Origin of the sequence: Thiobacillus thioparus DSM 505, assembly GCF_000373385.1 — a bacterium.
In the GTDB taxonomy this organism is placed as follows: Bacteria; Pseudomonadota; Gammaproteobacteria; order Burkholderiales; family Thiobacillaceae; genus Thiobacillus; species Thiobacillus thioparus.
This window is the reverse complement of sequence record NZ_KB891316.1, coordinates 337,235-357,406: the sequence shown is the minus strand read 5'-3', so window position 1 is coordinate 357,406 and position 20,172 is coordinate 337,235. Positions and strand designations below refer to the sequence as shown.

General features: G+C 61.9%; 22 protein-coding genes. 15 read left to right on the top strand and 7 right to left on the bottom strand.

Annotated features, from left to right (window positions below):
• Window positions 1-12: 12 nt before the first annotated feature.
• Both B058_RS0101855 and ygfZ read right to left on the bottom strand, forming a co-directional pair.
• Window positions 13-300, bottom strand: coding sequence for a DUF4936 family protein (locus B058_RS0101855; RefSeq protein ID WP_018506766.1), 288 nt, complete (start codon window positions 298-300; stop codon window positions 13-15).
• Complete coding sequence (gene ygfZ, locus B058_RS0101850; protein ID WP_018506765.1) at window positions 301-1,329, bottom strand: CAF17-like 4Fe-4S cluster assembly/insertion protein YgfZ; 1,029 nt, start codon at window positions 1,327-1,329, stop codon at window positions 301-303. It abuts the gene before it with no gap.
• Between the two features lie 52 nt (window positions 1,330-1,381).
• Here ygfZ and B058_RS17375 point away from each other — a divergent pair, with 52 nt between their 5' ends.
• Complete coding sequence (locus B058_RS17375) at window positions 1,382-1,813, top strand: protein YgfX (protein ID WP_169335072.1); 432 nt, start codon at window positions 1,382-1,384, stop codon at window positions 1,811-1,813.
• Here the strand turns inward: B058_RS17375 and nadB are convergent.
• A complete protein-coding gene (gene nadB, locus B058_RS0101845) occupies window positions 1,749-3,374 on the bottom strand; it encodes an L-aspartate oxidase (RefSeq protein WP_018506764.1) in 1,626 nt (541 codons plus the stop codon). The genes B058_RS17375 and nadB overlap by 65 nt on opposite strands.
• 141 nt (window positions 3,375-3,515) lie before the next feature.
• On the opposite strand from nadB, the gene rpoE reads away from it, so the two are divergent.
• The 14 genes from rpoE (at window position 3,516) to B058_RS0101775 (ending at window position 15,184) form a co-directional block, all read left to right on the top strand.
• A complete protein-coding gene (rpoE, locus tag B058_RS0101840) occupies window positions 3,516-4,112 on the top strand; it encodes an RNA polymerase sigma factor RpoE (RefSeq protein WP_026240554.1) in 597 nt (198 codons plus the stop codon).
• A 2-nt stretch (window positions 4,113-4,114) separates the two neighbouring features.
• A complete protein-coding gene (locus tag B058_RS0101835) occupies window positions 4,115-4,654 on the top strand; it encodes a sigma-E factor negative regulatory protein (RefSeq protein ID WP_018506762.1) in 540 nt (179 codons plus the stop codon).
• The gene (locus B058_RS0101830; RefSeq protein ID WP_018506761.1) at window positions 4,654-5,601 is read left to right on the top strand and encodes a MucB/RseB C-terminal domain-containing protein; all 948 of its coding nucleotides are present in this window, start codon (window positions 4,654-4,656) and stop codon (window positions 5,599-5,601) included. Before B058_RS0101835 ends, B058_RS0101830 begins: the two co-directional genes overlap by 1 nt.
• A gap of 8 nt (window positions 5,602-5,609) precedes the next feature.
• Window positions 5,610-6,050, top strand: coding sequence for a SoxR reducing system RseC family protein (locus B058_RS0101825; protein WP_018506760.1), 441 nt, complete (start codon window positions 5,610-5,612; stop codon window positions 6,048-6,050).
• Window positions 6,047-7,444, top strand: a complete 1,398-nt coding sequence (locus tag B058_RS0101820) for a DegQ family serine endoprotease (RefSeq protein WP_018506759.1) — start codon at window positions 6,047-6,049, stop codon at window positions 7,442-7,444. The genes B058_RS0101825 and B058_RS0101820 overlap by 4 nt, the downstream gene beginning before the upstream one ends.
• Entirely contained in the window at window positions 7,437-7,682 is a 246-nt protein-coding gene (locus B058_RS0101815) for a glutaredoxin family protein (RefSeq protein ID WP_018506758.1), read from the top strand. Before B058_RS0101820 ends, B058_RS0101815 begins: the two co-directional genes overlap by 8 nt.
• A 64-nt stretch (window positions 7,683-7,746) precedes the next feature.
• Window positions 7,747-9,546: a translation elongation factor 4 gene (gene lepA, locus B058_RS0101810; protein ID WP_018506757.1), complete on the top strand. Its 1,800-nt coding sequence runs from the start codon at window positions 7,747-7,749 to the stop codon at window positions 9,544-9,546.
• Window positions 9,547-9,563: 17 nt separating this feature from the next.
• Window positions 9,564-10,373, top strand: a complete 810-nt coding sequence (lepB, locus tag B058_RS0101805) for a signal peptidase I (protein ID WP_018506756.1) — start codon at window positions 9,564-9,566, stop codon at window positions 10,371-10,373.
• Window positions 10,374-10,382: 9 nt separating this feature from the next.
• Window positions 10,383-10,784, top strand: coding sequence for a DUF4845 domain-containing protein (locus tag B058_RS0101800; RefSeq protein WP_018506755.1), 402 nt, complete (start codon window positions 10,383-10,385; stop codon window positions 10,782-10,784).
• Window positions 10,785-10,788: 4 nt separating this feature from the next.
• The gene (gene rnc, locus B058_RS0101795) at window positions 10,789-11,457 is read left to right on the top strand and encodes a ribonuclease III (RefSeq protein WP_018506754.1); all 669 of its coding nucleotides are present in this window, start codon (window positions 10,789-10,791) and stop codon (window positions 11,455-11,457) included.
• A gap of 13 nt (window positions 11,458-11,470) precedes the next feature.
• Entirely contained in the window at window positions 11,471-12,355 is an 885-nt protein-coding gene (gene era, locus B058_RS0101790) for a GTPase Era (RefSeq protein ID WP_018506753.1), read from the top strand.
• A gap of 7 nt (window positions 12,356-12,362) precedes the next feature.
• Window positions 12,363-13,112, top strand: coding sequence for a DNA repair protein RecO (gene recO / locus B058_RS0101785; RefSeq protein WP_018506752.1), 750 nt, complete (start codon window positions 12,363-12,365; stop codon window positions 13,110-13,112).
• Window positions 13,109-13,837 (top strand): pyridoxine 5'-phosphate synthase, encoded by a 729-nt coding sequence (gene pdxJ, locus B058_RS0101780; RefSeq protein ID WP_018506751.1) that lies wholly within the window; start codon window positions 13,109-13,111, stop codon window positions 13,835-13,837. The genes recO and pdxJ overlap by 4 nt, the downstream gene beginning before the upstream one ends.
• Before the next feature lie 72 nt (window positions 13,838-13,909).
• Window positions 13,910-15,184, top strand: coding sequence for a cyclic di-GMP phosphodiesterase (locus tag B058_RS0101775; RefSeq protein WP_018506750.1), 1,275 nt, complete (start codon window positions 13,910-13,912; stop codon window positions 15,182-15,184).
• 384 nt (window positions 15,185-15,568) lie between these two features.
• Here the strand turns inward: B058_RS0101775 and B058_RS0101765 are convergent, their stop codons facing one another.
• The 4 genes from B058_RS0101765 to B058_RS0101750 are packed head-to-tail and all read right to left on the bottom strand — an operon-like array spanning window position 15,569 to window position 20,164.
• The gene (locus tag B058_RS0101765) at window positions 15,569-17,443 is read right to left on the bottom strand and encodes a potassium transporter Kup (protein WP_018506748.1); all 1,875 of its coding nucleotides are present in this window, start codon (window positions 17,441-17,443) and stop codon (window positions 15,569-15,571) included.
• A 22-nt stretch (window positions 17,444-17,465) separates the two neighbouring features.
• A complete protein-coding gene (locus tag B058_RS0101760) occupies window positions 17,466-17,765 on the bottom strand; it encodes a ferredoxin family protein (protein ID WP_018506747.1) in 300 nt (99 codons plus the stop codon).
• Window positions 17,766-17,774: 9 nt separating this feature from the next.
• The gene (locus B058_RS0101755) at window positions 17,775-19,076 is read right to left on the bottom strand and encodes an FAD-dependent oxidoreductase (RefSeq protein ID WP_018506746.1); all 1,302 of its coding nucleotides are present in this window, start codon (window positions 19,074-19,076) and stop codon (window positions 17,775-17,777) included.
• Window positions 19,073-20,164: an electron transfer flavoprotein subunit alpha/FixB family protein gene (locus tag B058_RS0101750; RefSeq protein ID WP_018506745.1), complete on the bottom strand. Its 1,092-nt coding sequence runs from the start codon at window positions 20,162-20,164 to the stop codon at window positions 19,073-19,075. Before B058_RS0101750 ends, B058_RS0101755 begins: the two co-directional genes overlap by 4 nt.
• Window positions 20,165-20,172 lie beyond the last annotated feature (8 nt).

Sequence of the window (20,172 nt, the reverse complement as noted above, 5' to 3'; positions counted from 1 at the left end):
TTTTCATGAGGTCTATGAGGCTGGATCGAACGCCGAGAAACACTCCAGGTGGCGTTCGCCCACAGTGGTCCCGGCACAGTCCAGGTCAAGCACGGCCCTGTCCAGCGCGGCGGAAAACGCCGCAAAATCCGCAATGTCTTCGTAGATCTCCATCCACGTCGTAGGATCGTCGCAGCGTCTCAACCGACGAGGCCGCTGGCTGCAATACCGGGCCAGCGCGTCCAGCAGCGCATCGATCCGGCGCGCGGCCAAGCCGGCCTGTACAGGATCGATTCGGTAGTAGACATAGGCGTGCTTCACCTATTCGGGTAGCGCGTAGGGCAAGGGTTTCAGAGTCAGGGCGGCACCGTCGCCCGCTTTGAGGTGCAGGGTTTGGGTAGCTGCGCTTTCGACCTGGGCCACGGCCAGCACATCGAAGCCGCCAGCCGGTGCCGGTGCTGCATTGACTACCGTGCCGGTGGCCTGACCCTCGATATCGGCGCTGTACAGATTGTCGCCAGGTGCGGCTTCGGCATCCACGTGCGCAAGGAACATACGGCGCTTGAGTTTGCCCAGATACTGGCTGCGGGCGACGATTTCCTGGCCGGGGTAGCAGCCTTTCTGGAAGCTGACGCCGCCGATGACCTCGAAATTGACCATTTGCGGGACGAACTGCTCCTGAGTGGCGGCAACGATCATCGGAATGCCGGCGTTGAGCCGTAGCCAGTCCCATACCGGAGCGCCGACCGGGGTGGCCGCTTCGCGCAATCCCTGCCAGACCGTGGCGGCGCGTTCGGGGGGGATCGACAGGACGAATTTGTCGTCGCCGACGCGGATGACCTGGCCGGTCTCTCCGGTGGCGGTATGCATGGTGGTATTCGGGAGGACGCCCATCGTGGTACTCACCATTGCCGCCGCCCGCTTGCCGGCGACGACCAATCGGACGTTTTCATCGCTGGCGTCCCGTCCTTGTACCTTGGCGCGCATGATGAACATGGACAGCCGCTTCAACACGCTGGGCAAGATGTCGCCCGATAGTTGCAGGCAGTAATCCTCACCCTGCCGCCATACCAGAAAATTTCCGAGCAGGCGTCCTTTGGGGCTGCAATAGCCGTTCCACTGGGCGGCGTCGGCCTGCAGGCCGCGAACGTCGTTGGTGAGTTGGCTTTGCAGGAAACTGGCGGCTTCGTCGCCGCGGAAAGCGATGACGCCGAGTTGCGACAAATCCGCGACAATGGTGCCGCCAGCGGCAGCGGCGCGTTCTGCCGCCGGGTCGCCATAATGCAGAACCGTGCTGTCTGCGATTAGCGCGCCTTGGGATTGCAGAAAGTTTTTCCAGGAATCGATCACGATGCGTTCCAGTCAAAGAGGGATGTCATGAAGGCCAAAAGTGTACACGCTGATGCACGAGATTGAACTCAAACCCTCGCGCCGACTGGGGCTGTTACTGCTGGGCATGGCCACGCTGGCAGGGCTTGCCCTGCTTCTGACGGACATCCCCGCAGGCGTTGCGTTTGTGCTGGGGAGTGCCGTGACTGGCCTGGGCGTATGGGGTTGGAAGCGAGCCTCACCGATGACGAGTCTGCGTATTGCGGCAGACGGCCGTCTGCAATGCCTGGATGGTCGGGCCGAGTGGGGCGACGTCAAGGTGCTGGACGACAGTTTTGTTTCGAGCGGGTTGATCGTGTTGCGCTACCGTACCGCCGACCGTCGCGTGCATGCCCTGACGCTGTTGTCCGACAGCGCGGACGCTGACAGCTTGCGCCGCCTCAGGATGTCGCTTCGCTGGGCACGCCGCACACGCTCGGGCACAGGGTTCCCGGACGCGGGTTGAGGACGGTATTGCCGGCGATCGGCAGGATTTCCGGATAGTCGCGGCTGAAATGCAGGCCGCGGCTTTCCTGTCGCAACTGGGCCGAGCGGATGATGAGGTCTGCGCTCTGCACCAGATTGCGCAGTTCGATCAGGTCGTTGGAAACCCGGAAGTTCCGGTAAAACTCGTCGATTTCGGCGCGCAGCAGGCGAATCCGGTGCGACGCGCGCGCCAGCCGCTTGTTGGTACGCACGATGCCCACGTAGTCCCACATGAAGCGCCGCAGTTCGTCCCAGTTGTGCGAGATCACGACCTCCTCGTCGGGGTCGGTGACGCGCGATGCGTCCCAGGGCGGCAGGCTGAGCGAAGGGGCGGGCGGCGTAGCCAGGATGTCGGCGGCGGCGGCATGGCCGAATACCAGGCACTCCAGCAGCGAATTGGACGCCAGGCGATTGGCGCCGTGCAGCCCGGTGAAGGTGACCTCGCCGACAGCATGCAGGTTGCACAGGTCGGTGCGCGCATGCATGTCGGTGATGACGCCGCCGCAGGTGTAGTGTGCGGCCGGCACCACCGGGATCGGCTGGCGCGTGATGTCGATGCCAAGTTCCAGGCAGCGGCCGTAGATCGTCGGAAAATGCTCGCGCACGAAGTCGGCCGGCTTGTGGCTGATGTCGAGGTAGACGCAGTCGACGCCCCGTTTTTTCATCTCGAAGTCGATTGCGCGGGCGACCACGTCGCGTGGCGCGAGTTCGGCGCGCTCGTCATGAAGCTGCATGAAGCGGCTGCCATCGGGCAGCAGCAGGCGGCCGCCTTCGCCACGCACTGCCTCGGAAATGAGAAAGGATTTGGCGTGCGGGTGGTACAAACAGGTCGGGTGGAACTGCACGAACTCCAGATTGGCCACGCGGCAGCCGGCGCGCCAGGCCATGGCGATCCCGTCGCCGGTCGAGGTATCGGGGTTGGTTGTATAGAGGTAGACCTTGCCGGCGCCACCGGTGGCGAGTACGGTGTGCCCGGCGGCGAAGGTTTCGACCTCGCCGGTGCCCTTGTTCAGCGCATAGGCGCCATGGATCTGCCGTTCCTGACCGCCGGCGCGCTTGCCGGTGATGAGGTCGATGGCGACGTGCTGCTCGAAGGTGTCGATGTTGGGATGGGCACGCACCCGGTCGAGCAGGCTGGTCTGTACCGCGTGTCCCGTGGCGTCCGCCGCGTGCACGACCCGGCGTTTGGAATGTCCACCCTCACGGGTGAGGTGCAGGCCGCCCGGCGTTTGCGGGTCGGGGGTGAAGGCGACGCCGTTGGCAGTCAGCCAGGCAATCATCTCGCGCGCCCGGCTGGCTACCAGCCGGGTGACCGCCTCGTCGCACAGCCCGGCCCCGGCGACCAGGGTGTCGTGGACGTGCGCCTCGACCGAGTCGCCGCTGTCGACCGCGGCGGCGATCCCGCCCTGCGCCCAGTCGCTGGCGCCGTCGGTCATCTGGCGCTTGGTGACAATGGCGACGCGGCGCTGGTCGGCAAGCTTGAGCGCGGTGGTCAGCGCGGCGAGGCCGCTGCCGAGGATGAGGACGTCGTGTCTGTGCATGGTGGTCGGGGGATGATAGCAGGCTTGGGCCGTGTCCGAATAACCCTGCTCGGGATGAACTTTTTTGCCTGGAACCGCTCACACGTTCCGGAAGGTGCGGTCACGTATACTTTCAACACAAACAAAAAGCAGCAGGGAGATATGTCGGACCGCGAACTGGATCAGGTGTTGGTCGAACGCGCCCAGCAGGGCGACAAGCGCGCTTTCGAGCTATTGGTGAGCAAGTATCACCGCAAGCTCGGGCGGCTGTTGTCGCGCATGGTGCGGGATGCTGCGGAGGTGGAAGATATTACGCAGGAAGCTTTTATCAAGGCCTATCGCGCGCTGCCTGGATTCCGGGGCGAGAGTGCCTTTTACACCTGGCTGTACCGCATTGCCGTGAATACCGCCAAGAATTACCTGGTCGCGCACAAGCGCATGCCGGTATCGAGCGATGTACAGGCGGAAGATGCGGAGAATTACGAGGACGGCGACCTGTTGCGCGATATTGCGACGCCGGAAGCGGAACTCCAGACCAAACAGATCGCCAAAGCGGTCAATGAGGCAGTCGATGCGTTGCCCGAGGAATTGAGGACAGCCATCACACTGCGCGAGATCGAGGGCATGAGCTACGAGGAAATCGCGCAGATGATGGATTGCCCGATCGGTACCGTTCGCTCGCGGATATTCCGCGCGCGCGAGGCCATAGCCGAAAAGATACGCCCGATGCTGGGCACCAGTCAGGACAAAAGGTGGTAACCATGTCAGCACTTCTTAAAACCCATCCCCAGAGTGAACAGGCCGACGACGACTGGCGTCTGTTGCTTTCAGCCGCGCTTGATGGCGAGACGGAGCGTGCCGAAACGGAGGCCTGCCTCACGGCCCTGAAGCGCGACGGCGAGTTGCGGCAAAGTTGGTCAGATTATCATCTGATCGGCGATCTGATGCGAGGTGAAGCCCCGGCACAGGAGGACTTCATGGCACGTTTCTCGGCGCAATTGTCTGCCGAGCCGACCGTGCTTGCGCCGCGCCGAAGCGTGTGGCCGCAACGGGTTGCCGTGGCCTCGTTTGCTTCGCTCGCGGTGTGGGGCGCGATTTCACTCACCCGGATGATGTCGGAAGAGCCGGCCACGCTACCCATGGCAACAGCCCCCGGATTTCAGCAAGCCTCGCTGTCGTCGGAACCGTCAAGCGAAGACGCCCGGTTTGCGCCTTATCTGGTGGCGCATCAGGAATTCGCCCCGATGACGGTGGTTTCCCCTTACCAGCCGGCGGTGGCCGTAGCGGTGGAGCCGCGCTGATGCGGTCGCTGGCTGGATGGCGGCAGGGTTGGCTGGTTGCAGGGTTCGCAGGACTGGTTTTGCTGTCCGGCGGGGCGCGTGCCGATGCTGCGGCCGATTGGCTCAATCGGGCGGCCGCAGCGGCCAAACAGCAGAATTACAGCGGTATCTATGTCTATCACCATGGCGAGCACGTCGAGGTATTGCGTGTGCAGCACCGTGCCGATACGAACGGCGAACAGGAAAAAGTCGAAGTCATGGATGGCACCTCGCGCCAGTTCATGCGCATCAATAACGATGTGTACTGCCATTTGCCGGATGGCAAGCACGTTCGGCTGGAGCGCAATGCACTGCGCCGTTTCTTCCCGGCCTTGCTGCCTGCGCAACCGGCAAGCCTGCTCGATTTCTACGAGGCGAAGCTGGGCGGAATCGAGCGCGTAGCAGGGCGCACCTGCCAGGTGGTGACGCTGGCGCCGCGCGACGGATACCGATATACCTACAACTTCTGGCTGGACACCCGGACAGGCTTGCCGCTCAAGGCGCGCATCGTCAACGATAGCGGCAACGTGATCTCGATCCTCGTGTTCTCGGAAATCCAGATCGGCAAGGCTCCGGACATCCGCAATGACATGGCAGGAAAGATCGTCCAGAAAATACAGCCGGGCAAACCTGTCATGAACGACTGGAACGTGACCCCGCCACCCGGATACGAACAGGTACAGGAAGCGGTACGTGTGCTGCCCGGCAAACGGGCGCCGGTCACACATCTGGTTTTTTCGGACGGATTGAGCGTGTTATCGATGTTTGTCGAGCCGGCGAATCCGCAGGTGCAAAGCCTGCATGGCCTGTCGGCTGAAGGCGCGATCGGTATCTATGCCCGCGAGGTGGATGGCTACATCGTGACGACGCTGGGTGAAGTGCCGAACATGGCACTCATCGAAACCGGCAATTCGGCAACCCGGAAGTAAGGCCGGTCATGCTGGAGCAAACAGCTGAAGTCATCCACACCGCATCCGATGGCGTCTGGGTGCAGGCCGTCGAGCCGTCGGGGTGCGGTACCTGCGGCGGACAAGGGTGTTCGTCGCGACGCATCGCCGAGCTGTTCCAGCGCAAGCCCCGGAATTTCCTGGTCGATTGCGATCTGGCCCTGGCACCCGGAGATCGCGTGGTGATCGGGATTGCTCATGGCAGCGTACTCAAGAGCGCAATGCGCGCCTATGGCCTGCCATTGGGGCTGATGCTGGGGGGTGCGCTGCTGGCGCAGGCCGTCCAGCCCGGTGACGGCGCGGCGCTTGCCGGCATGCTGATCGGAGGGGCGGTGGGCTGGCTACTGGCGCGTGGCGGCCGGACGGCCCGTCCGGTGGTGCTCAGACGCGAAAACCGAATTCCGTTTCAAGTAATGAAAGGACAGTCATGATAAAAAATGCTTTGGCGGCAATCGCGCTGGTGTTTGCCGTGTCGGTACCTGCATTGGCGAAGGACGTGATGGATGTGGCCGATCTGGTCGAGAAAGAGGGACCGGCCGTGGTCAATATCAGCACCACCAAGATGGTGAAGCGTGGCCAAGAGTTTGATGACGAAGGCATGCAGGAATTCTTCCGCCGCTTCTTCCCGGGCATGCCGGGTATGCCCGGAGGGCAGGGAGGCGGACAAGGCCCCGGCCCCATGCAGGAGATTCCGGCGCGCGGCGAAGGCTCGGGTTTCATCGTCAGCAACGATGGCTACATCCTGACCAATGCACATGTGGTCAAAGGCGCGGATGAAGTGGTGGTCAAGCTCATTGACAAACGAACCTTCACGGCCAAGGTGGTAGGGGCGGACGCGCGTACCGATGTGGCTGTCATCAAGATCACTGCCAACAATCTGCCTGTCGTCAAACTGGGCGACCCCACCAAACTGCGGGTGGGCGAGGCGGTTGCAGCCATCGGTTCGCCCTTCGGTTTCGAGAACTCGGTCACCGCAGGCATCGTTTCCGCCAAGGGGCGCTCGCTGCCGTCGGAGACCTACGTCCCGTTCATCCAGACCGACGTACCGATCAATCCCGGTAATTCAGGCGGGCCCCTGTTCAATATGAAGGGGGAAGTGGTCGGCATCAATTCGCAGATTTACAGCCGCAGCGGCGGCTATCAGGGCGTATCGTTCGCGATCCCGATCGATGTGGCGATGGAAGCGGCGGCTCAGCTGAAAAGCGGCGGCAAGGTGTCGCGCGGCTGGCTGGGCGTGGTGATCCAGGAAGTGACCGCCGATCTGGCCGACTCCTTCGGCCTGGATCGTCCGCGTGGGGCGCTGGTGTCGCAGGTTCAGGAAGACAGTCCGGCGCAGAAAGCGGGGCTCCAGGCGGCCGATGTCATCCTGGAGTTCAATGGCAAGACCGTGGAGAATTCCAGCGACCTGCCGCGCATCGTCGGCATGGCCAAGCCGGGCACCAAGATCCCGCTGCAAGTCTGGCGCAAGGGTAAAGTCCAGCAATTGAACGTGGTACTGGGCGAATTGCCCATTGAAAGCCAGCAGGCCAGCAATGACGGCAAGGCTATTTTGCGCGGCGGGCTCGTCCTGACCGAACTGGGTGCGGATCAGCGGCGGGCGCTCGACCTCGACTATGGCGTGCTGGTTGCGGATGCAACGGGCGATGCGGCACGTGCCGGCATTCGGACGGGAGACGTCATTCTGGCGGTCAACAACACCAAGATCACCAGCGTGGCGGTTTATCGCAAGGCCATTGCCACGATCCCAGCCGGCAAAAGTGCGGCGATCCTGGTGCGGCGCGGCGACGATTCGCTCTACATCCCCTTGAAGATTTCGGGTGGGTAAGGCGCTCACGCTCTATACGCGGAAAGGTTGCCCGCTCTGCGAGGAACTGGCGACCGAGGTTCATGCCCTTCTCGCAGAAACGGGGCACGTCCTGGCCCCCGTGGATGTGGATGCCGATCCGGCACTCAAGGCAGAATACGGCTGGGAGGTTCCGCTGTTGTTTGACGGCGACACCGAGATTTGCCGCCACCAACTCAATCTGCCCGCGTTTCAGGAATGGCTGCGCTTCAATCCTTGAAATCCGTTAAAATCCGGGGTCTTATCGAATCCCTGATCGGGCACGGAAGCGTGCCCGTTTTGTTGTGTCCCAGAATCTGATCCGCAATTTTTCCATCATCGCCCACATCGACCACGGCAAGTCCACGCTGGCCGACCGTCTGATCCAGTTTTGCGGCGGGCTGTCCGAGCGCGAGATGGAGGCGCAGGTGCTCGATTCGATGGATCTGGAAAAGGAGCGCGGCATCACCATCAAGGCGCAGACTGCCGCGCTCACCTACAAGGCGCAGGACGGCCAGACCTATCGCCTGAACCTGATCGACACTCCCGGCCACGTCGACTTCTCCTACGAAGTCAGCCGCTCGCTGTCCGCCTGCGAGGGGGCGCTGCTGGTGGTCGACGCTTCGCAGGGCGTGGAAGCGCAGACGGTAGCCAATTGCTACACCGCGATCGATCTCGGCGTCGAGGTCATTCCGGTGCTGAACAAGATCGACCTGCCGGCGGCCGATCCCGACCGGGTGGCAGAAGAGATCGAGGATATCGTCGGGCTGGATGCGAGCGATGCGGTGCGCGCCTCGGCCAAGACCGGCATCGGCATTCCCGAAATCCTCGAAGTGGTGGTGAAGCAGGTGCCGCCGCCGCGCGGTGACGAATCCGCGCCGCTGAAGGCGCTGATCATCGATTCGTGGTTCGACAACTACGTCGGCGTAGTGATGCTGGTGCGCGTGGTCGACGGCGTGTTGAAACCCAAGGACAAGATCCGCTTCATGGCGAGCGGTGCGCAACATCTGACAGAGCACGTCGGCGTGTTCACGCCCAAGTCGGTCGACAGGCCCCAGCTTTCGGCGGGCGAAGTCGGTTTCGTGATCGCCGGCATCAAGGAACTCAAGTCCGCCCAAGTGGGCGACACCATCACCCTGCTCGACCGTCCCGCCCGTGAACCGCTGCCGGGCTTCAAGAAGGTGCAGTCTCAGGTGTTCGCCGGCCTATATCCGGTCGAATCCCACGACTTCGAGGCGCTGCGCGACGCACTGACCAAGCTGCAGCTGAACGATGCCGCGCTGCAGTTCGAGCCCGAGGTGTCGCAGGCGCTTGGATTCGGCTTCCGCTGCGGTTTTCTTGGCCTGCTGCACATGGACATCGTGCAGGAGCGGCTCGAACGCGAGTACGACATGGACCTCATCACCACCGCGCCGACGGTGGTGTACGAAGTGCTGATGAAGGACGGCACCCTGATCAACGTCGAGAACCCGTTCAAGCTGCCTGAGCTGTCGAAGATCGAGGAAATCCGCGAGCCCATCATCACCGCGACGATCTTCGTGCCGGAAGAGTTCGTCGGCAACGTGATCACCCTGTGCAACCAGAAACGCGGCATGCAGCTCGACATGCAGTACCACGGCCGCCAGGTGATGCTGCGCTACGACCTGCCGATGAACGAAGTGGTAATGGATTTCTTCGACAAGCTGAAATCCACCAGCCGCGGCTATGCCTCGCTCGACTACGAATTCAAGGAATATCGTGCGGGCGATCTGGTCAAGCTCGACATCCTCGTCAACAACGAGAAGGTCGATGCGTTGTCCTTGATCGTGCACCGCGCCAGCAGCGTCTATCGCGGTCGCGAACTCGCTTCCAAGATGCGCGAGCTGATTCCGCGCCAGATGTTCGACGTGGCGGTGCAGGCGGCGATCGGCGCCAACATCATCGCGCGCGAGAACGTCAAGGCGCTGCGCAAGAACGTGCTGGCCAAATGCTATGGCGGCGACATCACGCGCAAGAAGAAACTGCTGGAAAAGCAGAAGGCCGGCAAGCGCCGCATGAAACAGGTCGGCAACGTCGAAATCCCGCAGGAAGCCTTCCTTGCGATCCTCCAGGTCTCCGATAAATAAGCAGTGGACTCCTCAACATGAACTTTGCCCTCATTCTTTTCGTTGCGCTCGTCGTCACCGGCGGCATCTGGCTGCTCGACCTGCTGCTGCTCAAACGCGGCCGCGACCGGGATGCCAAGGAACCGCTGCTGGTGGAATACGCCAAGAGCTTCTTCCCCGTCATCCTCGTCGTGTTCGCGTTGCGCTCGTTCCTGGTCGAACCGTTCAAGATTCCGTCCGGCTCGATGATGCCCACGCTGCTGGTCGGCGACTTCATCCTGGTCAACAAATTCACCTACGGCATCCGCCTGCCGGTCATCAACAAGAAAATCGTCGAACTGAACGATCCCAAACACGGCGACGTCATGGTGTTCCGCTATCCGGGCGACCCCAGCCTCGACTACATCAAGCGCGTGATCGGCGTGCCGGGCGACGTGGTCGAGTATCGCAACAAGAAGCTCACCATCAACGGCAAGCCCGTTCCCGCTACCAATACCGGCACCTACAACTATGTGGGCAATGGCCTGAATTACATTACCGCGATGGTGTACAAGGAGCGTCTCAACGGCGCCGACCACACCATGATGACGGAGCCGGACAAGCCTTCGGTCTATCCGACCCAGGTGGTGGACTTCCCCTACCGCGAGAACTGCTCATACAATGCCGAGGGCGAAGGCTTCGTCTGCAAGGTGCCGCAGGGGCAGTATTTCATGATGGGCGACAATCGCGATGCCAGCAACGACAGCCGCTACTGGGGATTTGTCCCGGACAGGAACATCGTCGGCAAGGCCTTCTTCATCTGGATGAATTTCGACGAATTCGGCCGCATCGGCACCACCATTCGATAAGGAGAGAACATGTATCGCACGCGCGCCATGAAATCCAAACAACGCGGACTGACCATGTTCGGCTTCCTGTTCGTCGCCGTCGTGCTGGTTATGGTAGCCATGCTGGCGATGAAACTGGTGCCGGCCTATATCGAGTATTTCTCGGTGAAGAAGATCCTCGCCACGATGGGGCAGGAATCCGACCTCAAATCCAAGAGCAATGCCGATATCCGTAGTGACTTCGCACGGCGCGCCAATGTCGGGTATGTGACCGTGGTCAAGCCCGAAGACATCGCCATCGATCGTCACGGAGCCGTTCCGGTCATTTCCACCGACTACACCTTCCGTACCAAGCTTGTCGGCAATGTCAGTCTGGTGGTCGATTTCAGTGCCAGTTCCGACCCAAACGCGGCCCCGGTCGAGGTTGAATAACGCCTTGCTGAACCAGCGCCTGCAACAGGTGCTGGGTTATACCTTTGTCCGCTCCGATCTTCTGACCCAGGCGCTGACGCACCGCAGCTACGGTGCGCTCAACAATGAGCGGCTCGAATTCCTCGGCGATTCGGTATTGAACTGCACGGTCGCCCGGGCCTTGTACGATGCGTTTCCCGAGTTGCCGGAAGGCAGCCTGTCACGCCTGCGCGCCAACCTGGTGCGGCAGGAAACGCTGGCAGACATTGCCGCCACCCTGAAACTGGGCGAAAGCCTGCGCCTGGGCGAAGGCGAACTCAAGAGCGGCGGCTTTCGTCGTCCTTCGATCCTTGCCGACGCGCTGGAATCGCTGTTTGGCGCCATTTTCCTCGATGCCGGATTCGAGGCTGCGCAACGCGTGGTGCGTGGATTGTTCGATCCGCTGGTGGCAAGAATCGATCCTCGGGCCTCGGGCAAGGACCCCAAGACCGAGCTACAGGAAATACTTCAGTCACGACGGCTTCCGCTGCCGGACTACCGCCTGATCGGTACCCAGGGCGAAGCGCATGACCAGAGTTTTATCGTCGAGTGCGTGCTGGCCAAGCCCGTGCTCAGCACACGCGGCATCGGCAAAAGCCGCCGCGCGGCTGAACAAGAAGCCGCCCGCCAGGCGTGCACCGCATTACAGAAATGAAAAGGCATGCGACATGAGTGAATTCAAATGCGGCCTCATCGCCATTGTCGGGCGTCCCAACGTCGGCAAATCGACGTTGCTCAACCGTATCGTCGGTCAGAAGATCAGCATCACCTCACGCAAGGCGCAGACCACGCGCCACCGCGTAATGGGCATCCACACCACCGATGAAGCGCAATTCGTGTTCGTCGACACCCCGGGGTTCCAGACCCGCCATGCCGGCACCATGAATCGTGCGATGAACAAGCGGGTGCGCGAAACGCTGTCGGATACCGACGTGGTGATGATGCTGGTGGAGGCGGGACGGCTGAAGAAAGAGGATCGCCAGGTGATGGACCTGCTGCCCAAGGATCGCCCGCTGATCCTGGTGGTGAACAAGATCGATCATGTCAAGGACCGAGCCGAGCTGATGGCATCTCTGCAGGAAGCGGCCGCCGCGCACGCGTTCACCGAGATCGTGCCGGTGTCGGCCAAGCAGGGCAGCAATCTGGACGAACTGCTGAAGACGCTGCAATCCCATCTGCCGGAGAATCCGCCGCTGTTCGACGAGGACGATGTCACCGACCAGACCGAGCGCCAGCTGGCGGCGGAATTGATCCGCGAGAAAGTGTTCCGCCTGTGCGGCGAGGAAATTCCCTATGGGGTCGCCGTGACCATCGACAAGTTCGAGGAGGAAGGCAACTTGCGCCGCATCTTCGCCACCATCCTGGTCGACCGCGACAGCCACAAGGCCATCGTCATCGGCAAGGGCGGCGAAAAGCTCAAAACCATCTCCACCCAGGCACGCCTCGATATGGAGCGTGCCTTCGACAGCAAGGTGTATCTGGAGGTCTGGGTCAAGGTCAAGGGCGGCTGGGCCGACGACGTGCGGATGCTGAAATCGCTCGGACTGGATTGAGTGGGCGATGTCCGCAGACGCGCGCGTCAACAACGAACCCGGTTTCGTCCTCCACACGTATCCTTTCAAGGAAACCAGCGTGGTGGCGGAAGTGTTCACGCGCGACCACGGGCGGGTGGCACTGATTGCGCGCGGCGCCCGGCGCCCGACTTCGACCCTGCGCGGGCTGATGCAGCCCTTCACCCCGCTGCTATTGTCGTGGTTCGGCAAGTCCGAACTGAGAACCCTGCATGCCGCAGAATGGCAGGGCGGCTTGCTGGCGCCGCAGGGGCGCGCGCTGATGTGCGGCTTTTATCTCAACGAATTGCTGCTGCGCCTGCTTGCACGCGGTGATGCGCACGAGACGCTGTATGACCGCTATGTCGCCACCCTCGAGCAACTGGCCGGCGAGGCCGGCAGATCCGATTACGAACGTGCCACTTACTTGGAGCGCATATTGCGGCGCTTCGAAAAAAACCTGCTGAGCGAAATCGGCTATGGCGCCACCTTCGACGTCGATGCCGACAGCGGTGCACCGGTGCAGGCGCAGGTGCGCTATGTGTTTCAACCCGAGCGTGGCGCCCTGCAGGCGAGCGGACAGCCGGGCTGCCCGGTGTCCGGCCAGACCCTGATCGACCTGGCCACTGACCGCTTCGAGCGGCCGGCGACACTGGTCGAGGCCAAGGCGCTGATGCGCACCCTGATCAACCATACGCTGGGCGCGAAGCCGCTTTATACTCGCCAGCTGTTACGCGAACTCACCGAACTGACACAATGAGCATCTTCCTCGGCGTCAACATCGACCATATCGCCACCCTGCGCCAGGCGCGCAAGACCCGCTACCCCAGCCCGGTCGAGGCGGCGCTCGCGGCCGAAACCGCCGGCGCCGATTCGATCACGCTGCACCTGCGCGAAGACCGCCGCCACATCCAGGATGCCGACGTGGCGATTCTGCGCCAGGTATTGAAAACCAAGATGAATCTGGAGATGGCGGTGACCGAGGAGATGCTCGCGATCGCCGTCGCTACCCGGCCGCAGGACGTCTGCCTGGTGCCGGAAAAGCGCGAGGAACTCACGACCGAAGGCGGGCTCGACGTCAAGGGCCAGATGCAGAAAATGGCTGCTGCCTGCAAACGGCTCGGCGATGCGGGTATCCGTGTCTCACTGTTCATCGACGCCGATTTCGCCCAGCTTGACGCGGCCCATGCGGCCGGCGCGCCGGTGGTCGAAATTCATACCGGGCATTATGCCGACGCGGAGACCGACGAAGCGCGCATCGCCGAATTCGAGCGCATTCGCATGGCCGTTGCCTATGGCCGCAGCATCGGGCTGACGGTGAACGCCGGCCATGGTCTCACCTATCACAATGTCCAGCCTATCGCTGCACTGCCCGGCATACACGAACTCAACATCGGCCACGCGATCGTGGCGCAGGCGCTGTTCGTCGGCTGGAAGGAGGCGGTGGCCGAGATGAAGCGATTGATGGTGGAGGCCGCAGGCTGATGGCTTCGTCTGCCCTTCATGATCGTGGATGCAGAGGGTGACAGGCGAACAGGCTGCAGGATCGTTTGACCAATGAACGAGCTGGAACAACGCATAGGCATCGAGCAGATAAGAGTGGGGTTGTACATCCGGCTGGATTCCTGGACGGATCATCCTTTTCTTTTCAGCAGCTTCAAGATTCGCAGCGAAAAACAATTGCAGCAGTTGCGTTCCCTCGGGATTTCGCATGTGTTCTACGACAGCAGCAAAAGTGATTTCCCCCCTTTGCCGGCGCCCAAAGCGAGTGCCTTGCCGCCGCCCCCATTGCCGCCAGATCCGGAAATGGAAGCGATGTGGGCAGAAAAAAGGAAACGGCGGGAGCAGCTTTCGCGCCAACGCGAGGCACTCGGGCGCTGCGAACGACAGTTCGCTACCGGAGCCTCAACCGTCAAGTCGTTGTTGCGCAACCTCTTTTCCCGCCCGGATGAATCGGTCCAGCAAGCGCAGACACTGGTATCGGACATGGTGGACTCGATGCTGGCAGACAAGGACGTTGCGCTCCATCTGGTGAATACCAAGGCAGGGGACGAAAACGCGTACTACCATGCCCTCAATGTCACGATGCTGTCGCTGGTGCTGGCAAAGGAAGCGCAACTGGGTGTCGAGGAAATGCGCACGCTGGGACTCGGCACGCTACTGCACGATATCGGCAGGGAAAAGATACCCAGCCAGATTCTTCTGAATAAAGGCCCCTGGACGAAAGCCGAGCTCAGCTTCTACCAGCAGCACGTGGCGTATGGCATCGACATGGCGCAACGCCTGCCCGGCATGCCTGTCGCCGCACTGAACGTCATTGCCATGCACCATGAACTGCTCGACGGCAGTGGCTATCCGGGCAGACTCGCGGGCGGGCAGATCGGGCGGCTGCCCCGTATTGCCTGCATTGCCAATGCCTTCGACCATTACTGCAACCGTATCAACCCGGCGGAGTCCATGACGCCAGCCGAGGCCATTGCCTTCATGTTCAAGAAGGAACCGGGCAAATACGATCCGGTCTTGCTGCAGCTGTTCGTTCGCTGCATGGGGATCTATCCGCCCGGTAGCGTCGTGCAGTTGAACAATGGCCAGATTGGCCTGATCATGAGCGTCAATCCGGGCCGGCTCTTGCACCCTTCGTTATTGATCTACGATCCCGATGTGCCCAAGGAAGAAGCCTTATGGCTGGACATGCGCGAAGCGCCCGAACTCTCCGTGGTCAAAACCCTGCGTCCTGCGGAACTGGATGTGGCGGTGATCGCCTACCTCGACCCGCGCACCCGCATCAGTTATTTCACCGAAAACAGCCTGTCGAACAATCGGCCAGCTTGAGGTGCCTTCTCTACGGGCTGCTTCACCACTGCCTTTTCAGTCAACGGACTTTCCTTGGCGCAGCAGTTTCTTCTTCAGCTTGAGGCGCATGTACTGCAGCACGATGACCGCGACGGCGTCCAGCAGGATGAGGGTGATGATATGCAGATTGCAGCGGATCGCCTGATCGTATACTCCAGCACGGCCAGGATGGTGACCCGGATTCCGGCACCGGTCTGGTGTGGAAGCTGAACACGGCGAGATTCATGCGCGCCAGCCCCGCCGGCAGCGCGATGTACCGCGCACTGTCGGAATCGGCTACGCGGTGAAGGTGGAGCCAAGGCTGGCCGACGCTGGCGGCTGCTCAGAAATTTGAACAGCTATCCAAAGTAGTCGCGGTGTCGATCATATCTCAAGCTGGGCACCGAGTTCGACCACCCGGTTGGCGGGGATCTGGAAAAAGGTCATGGGGCTGGCAGCGTTGCGTGCCATGGTCGCGAAAAGATGTTCGCGCCAGAGCATCATGCCCTCGCCTCGCGTGGGGATCAGGTTCTCCCGGCTGAAGAAGAAAGTGGTATCCATCAGATCAAACTGCATGCCACAGGGGCATTTCGACAAGGCCTTGGGAATGTCGATGTCATCCATGAACCCGTAGCGGATGACGACGTGGTAGAAGTCCTCGGCCAGTTGTGACATCTCCAGCCGTCTGTCGGCAGGGACATACGGCACTTCGGCATAGCGCACATTCAGGATCACCACACGTTCGTGCAGCACCTTGTTGTGCTTGAGGTTGTGCAGCAGGGCTGAGGGTGCCCCGTTCGCATCGGCAGTCATGAATACGGCGGTTCCCGGCACACGAACCGGTGGATGCGCCAGAAGCATTTCCACGAAAGGGGCGAGTGGCTGCGCAGTTTCCCGCAAGCGCTCCAGCACAATCTCACGGCCGCTCTTCCAGGTCACCAGCAGGGTAAAAACCAGCAGGGCAGCTGCCAGAGGGAACCAGCCGCCGTCCGGTATCTTGACTGCATTGGCGCCGAAAAAAGCAAGGTCGATGGTGAGAAAGACCATCAGGCCGGCCAAGGTTACACCGAGACCGAGATCCCAGCGCACGCGCATGACCATGAACATCAGGATGGTGCTGATGGCGAAGGTGCCGGTTACGGCGATGCCGTAGGCGGCGGCCAGGTTGCTCGAACTCCGGAAGACCAATACCAGCAGGGCGATGCCGACCGCCAAGGCCCAGTTCACAAAGGGGATATAGATCTGACCCACTTCGGTGGCGGAAGTGTGGCGAATGATCAGGCGCGGCGCATAGCCCATCTGGATGACCTGGCGGGTCACCGAGAACGCGCCCGAGATGACGGCCTGGGAGGCGATCACGGTCGCCGCGGTGGCCAGGCCGATCATGGGGTAGAGCGCCCATTCCGGCGCGAGCAGATAAAACGGGTTGCGGAGTGCCTCCGGGTTGGCGAGCAGCAGTGCGCCCTGGCCGAAGTAGTTGAGCACCAGCGCCGGCAGGACATAGGCGAACCAGACCAACTGGATGGGGCGGCGGCCAAAATGCCCCATATCCGCATACAAGGCTTCCGCGCCGGTAATCGCCAGGACGACCGCACCAAGGATGAAGAAACTCGCCGTACCGTGTGCGGCGAAGAAATGTACGGCGTGGATGGGCAGCAGGGCGGCGAGAACCTGGGGATGCTGGAGGATGCTGAGCGTTCCGAGCACGCCCAGCACCCCGAACCAGGCCAGCATGACCGGGCCGAACAACTTGCCTATCGTGTTGGTTCCTTGACGCTGAATGACGAACAGTCCGATGAGGATGCCTAGCGCAAGCGGCACGATGAAGGGGTGCAACGCGGGCGTCCCCATCTCCAGGCCCTCGATGGCGGAGAGTACGGAAATGGCCGGGGTGATCAGGCTGTCACCGAAGAAAAACGAGGCGCCCAGGAAGCCCAATGACATCAGGATCCAGCGGCTACGCGATGCCAGCGGGGCTTGTCCCTGAACGAGAGCGAGCAAGGCCAGGATTCCGCCCTCGCCCTTGTTGTCGGCACGCATCATGATACCGACGTACTTCACGGAAACGACCAGAATAAGTTCCCAGAAAATCAGGGAGAGGATGCCTAGAATGTTGTCCTGGCTGAGTGCCAGGTGATGCCCGCTGAAGACTTCCTTCATGGTGTAGAGCGGACTGGTGCCGATGTCGCCGAAGACGACGCCTAGGGCGCCGAGGGCGAGCGCTCGGGTCGTGCTGTTTGCCGGGTGAGGCTGGTTCATTATTTTTTCTGGCTGCAACGCCTTATCCGAACTTGTAGAGGATACCAAAACCGCCGCGGGGATAATCCCAGTCGACATTGTGGAACTCGTCGCAGATGATACGGCAGGTACCACACTCGAGACAGCCGTCGGTGATCAGGCTGACGCGTCCCGACTCTCTGCTCCAGCAACCGGCCGGGCAGCAGACCACGCATTGCTGGGCCGTGCAGCGGGTCGCACAGACGTTGGCATCCTTGATCTTGATGTGCGGTCGGCCAGCATCGACCCGATAACGGTTGAGATAGAGCTTTTTCTCGACCTGTGCCTGGACATTGGACGGCATGTGGTTCTCCTAGCGGGTGGCCCGCCACAGGTGGTAGGCATCGCCCAGCAGGCCCAGAAGCGAACGCCGTTCGCGGAAGGCGTTGAAAATTTCCTTCTCCTTGTGGCGCTTGTCCATGCCATCGACGCGGAGCATGGTGTGAGCGGCCTGATTGAGCAGGGCGGGATAATCGTTGATGAACTGGCGCTGGCGGTCGAGCGTCTCCGGCAGGCGGCGGTATTTCTTCAGATCCTTCATGACAAAACTGGCGTCGAGCCGCGCGCGATAGCGGGCCAGGTTGGCCGCGGTCGCCGGTCGCTTTTCCCGTAACAGTTCGATCAGGGTCTCGGCCGCCATCTGGCCGCTGGTCATGGCGAGATTCGAACCCTCGCGGTGCACGGCGTTGACGAAGCCGGCCGAGTCGCCGACCAGCATCCAGCCTTCGCCGTAGAGTTGCGGCAGCGCGTCGTAGCCTCCCTCGGGAATGAGGTGGGCGGCATATTCGCGCGGCTCGCCGCCGGCGATGAGCGGCGCGATGGCCGGATGGGCTTTCATCCGTTCCAGCAGTTCCACCGGGGCGAGGTGTTGCCGCTTGAGATCGGAAAGCATGCAGCCAATGCCGATGGAGATCGAATCCTTGTTGGTGTAGAGGAAACCGGTGCCCACCATGCCCTGTGAAATACTGCCCAGCATCTCGATCACGGCACCTTCCTGGCCGCTCAGGTTGAAGCGCGCATCCACGGTTTCCTTGGGCAGGAAAATGACTTCCTTCACCGCCAAGGCCGCCGTCTCCGCGCGTATGTCCTGACGCAGTCCGGCTCGGGTGGCGACCAGGGAATTCGCGCCGTCGGCCAGAATGACGGCATCGGCGTAGATCCGGCCGTCCTCGCGATCCACCTCGACACCGATGACCTTGCCCTGCACGTCACGCAGCAGGGCCTTCACCGTGGTCTCGCATAGCAACAGGGCACCGGCTTTCTGCACCTGATCGGAGAACCACTTGTCGAAACGGGCGCGGATGATGGTGTAGCGGTTGTGCGGGGGCCGCGCGAACTCGGCCGAGCGGTAATGACCGCCGATGTAGGAATCCTCGTCGAGTACCCACATGCGCTGTTCGATGATGTGCCGTTCCAGGGGCGCGCTGTCGCGAAAATCGGGGATCAGCCGTTCCAAGGCATCGGCATACAGGATGGCGCCCTGGACATTTTTCGAGCCGGGGTATTCGCCGCGTTCGATCTGCAGGACATTGATCCCCGCCTTGGCGAGGGTGTAGGCCGCCGCGTTGCCGGCGGGGCCGGCGCCCACCACGATGACGTCGAACTTTTCGCTCATGTGGCTTCCTTGAAGGGTTTGCCCAGGTAGCTGGCGAAGGCCTTGGTCAGGGCAGGCAGTACGCTCACGCAATCGCCGACCAGGGCATAGTGGGCGAAATCAAAAATGGGAGCATTGGCATCATTGTTGATGGCGACGATACAGTCAGAGCTTTCCATTCCGACCCGGTGCTGGATGGCGCCCGAGATACCCGCTGCGATATAGAGTGCGGGGCGCACCGTCTTGCCGGTCTGCCCCACCTGGCGGTCGGGCGTGATCCAGCCGGCGTGGATGGCGGCGCGGGTGGCCCCTACCTCGGCGCCCAGCACCCCGGCCAAATCCCATACCAGCCGGAAATTTTCCGCCTTGCCGAGGCCCTTGCCGCCCGCGACAACGATCTTGGCATAAGGCAAGTGCTGTTTGTCGCCGAGCGCGTCGGGCAGGAAATCGAGGAGTTTGGTGACGATGCTGTCCTCCACCAGGCCAGGCTCGAAATCGACGATCAAGCCGCGGCGCTCCGGTTGCGGTTCCGGCATCGGCATGACGCGATGGCGTATCGTCGCCATCTGAGGCCGGTAGTTGAGCGTGGCGATGGTGCACAGCAGGCTGCCGCCGAAGGTGGGTCGCGTAGCCAGCAGGCAGCGGTCTTCCGGGTCGATCGCCAGTTCGGTGCAATCGGCGGTCAGGCCGGTCTTCAAGGTGGTGGCCACCGAGCCGGCCAGATCCCGGCCCAGCGTGGTCGCGCCCAGGAAGAGAATCTCCGGCTTGTGGGCGTTGACCAGTTGCGTCAGCGCCTGGGTATAGGGCTCGTTACGGTAATCCCGCAGCACCGGGCTGGCGACCCGGTAGCAGCGGTCCGCACCATAGTGGAAAGATGCCTCGCAATGGGTGTCGAGTTCCGGTCCCGGTGCGCCCATGGCGACAGCGCAGAGTTCCACCTGCAACTGGTCGGCAAGTCGCCGCCCCTGTCCCATGAGTTCCCAGGATACGGGGTGAACGTGTCCGCGTTCGCTCTCGACGAAGACCCAGACGCCGCGATAGGCGAGCAGGTGTTCGTCGAGTTTGATCTTGCGTTTCTTGACGGGTTTCGTGGTTGGCGTGGCTGACATGGCGGAGA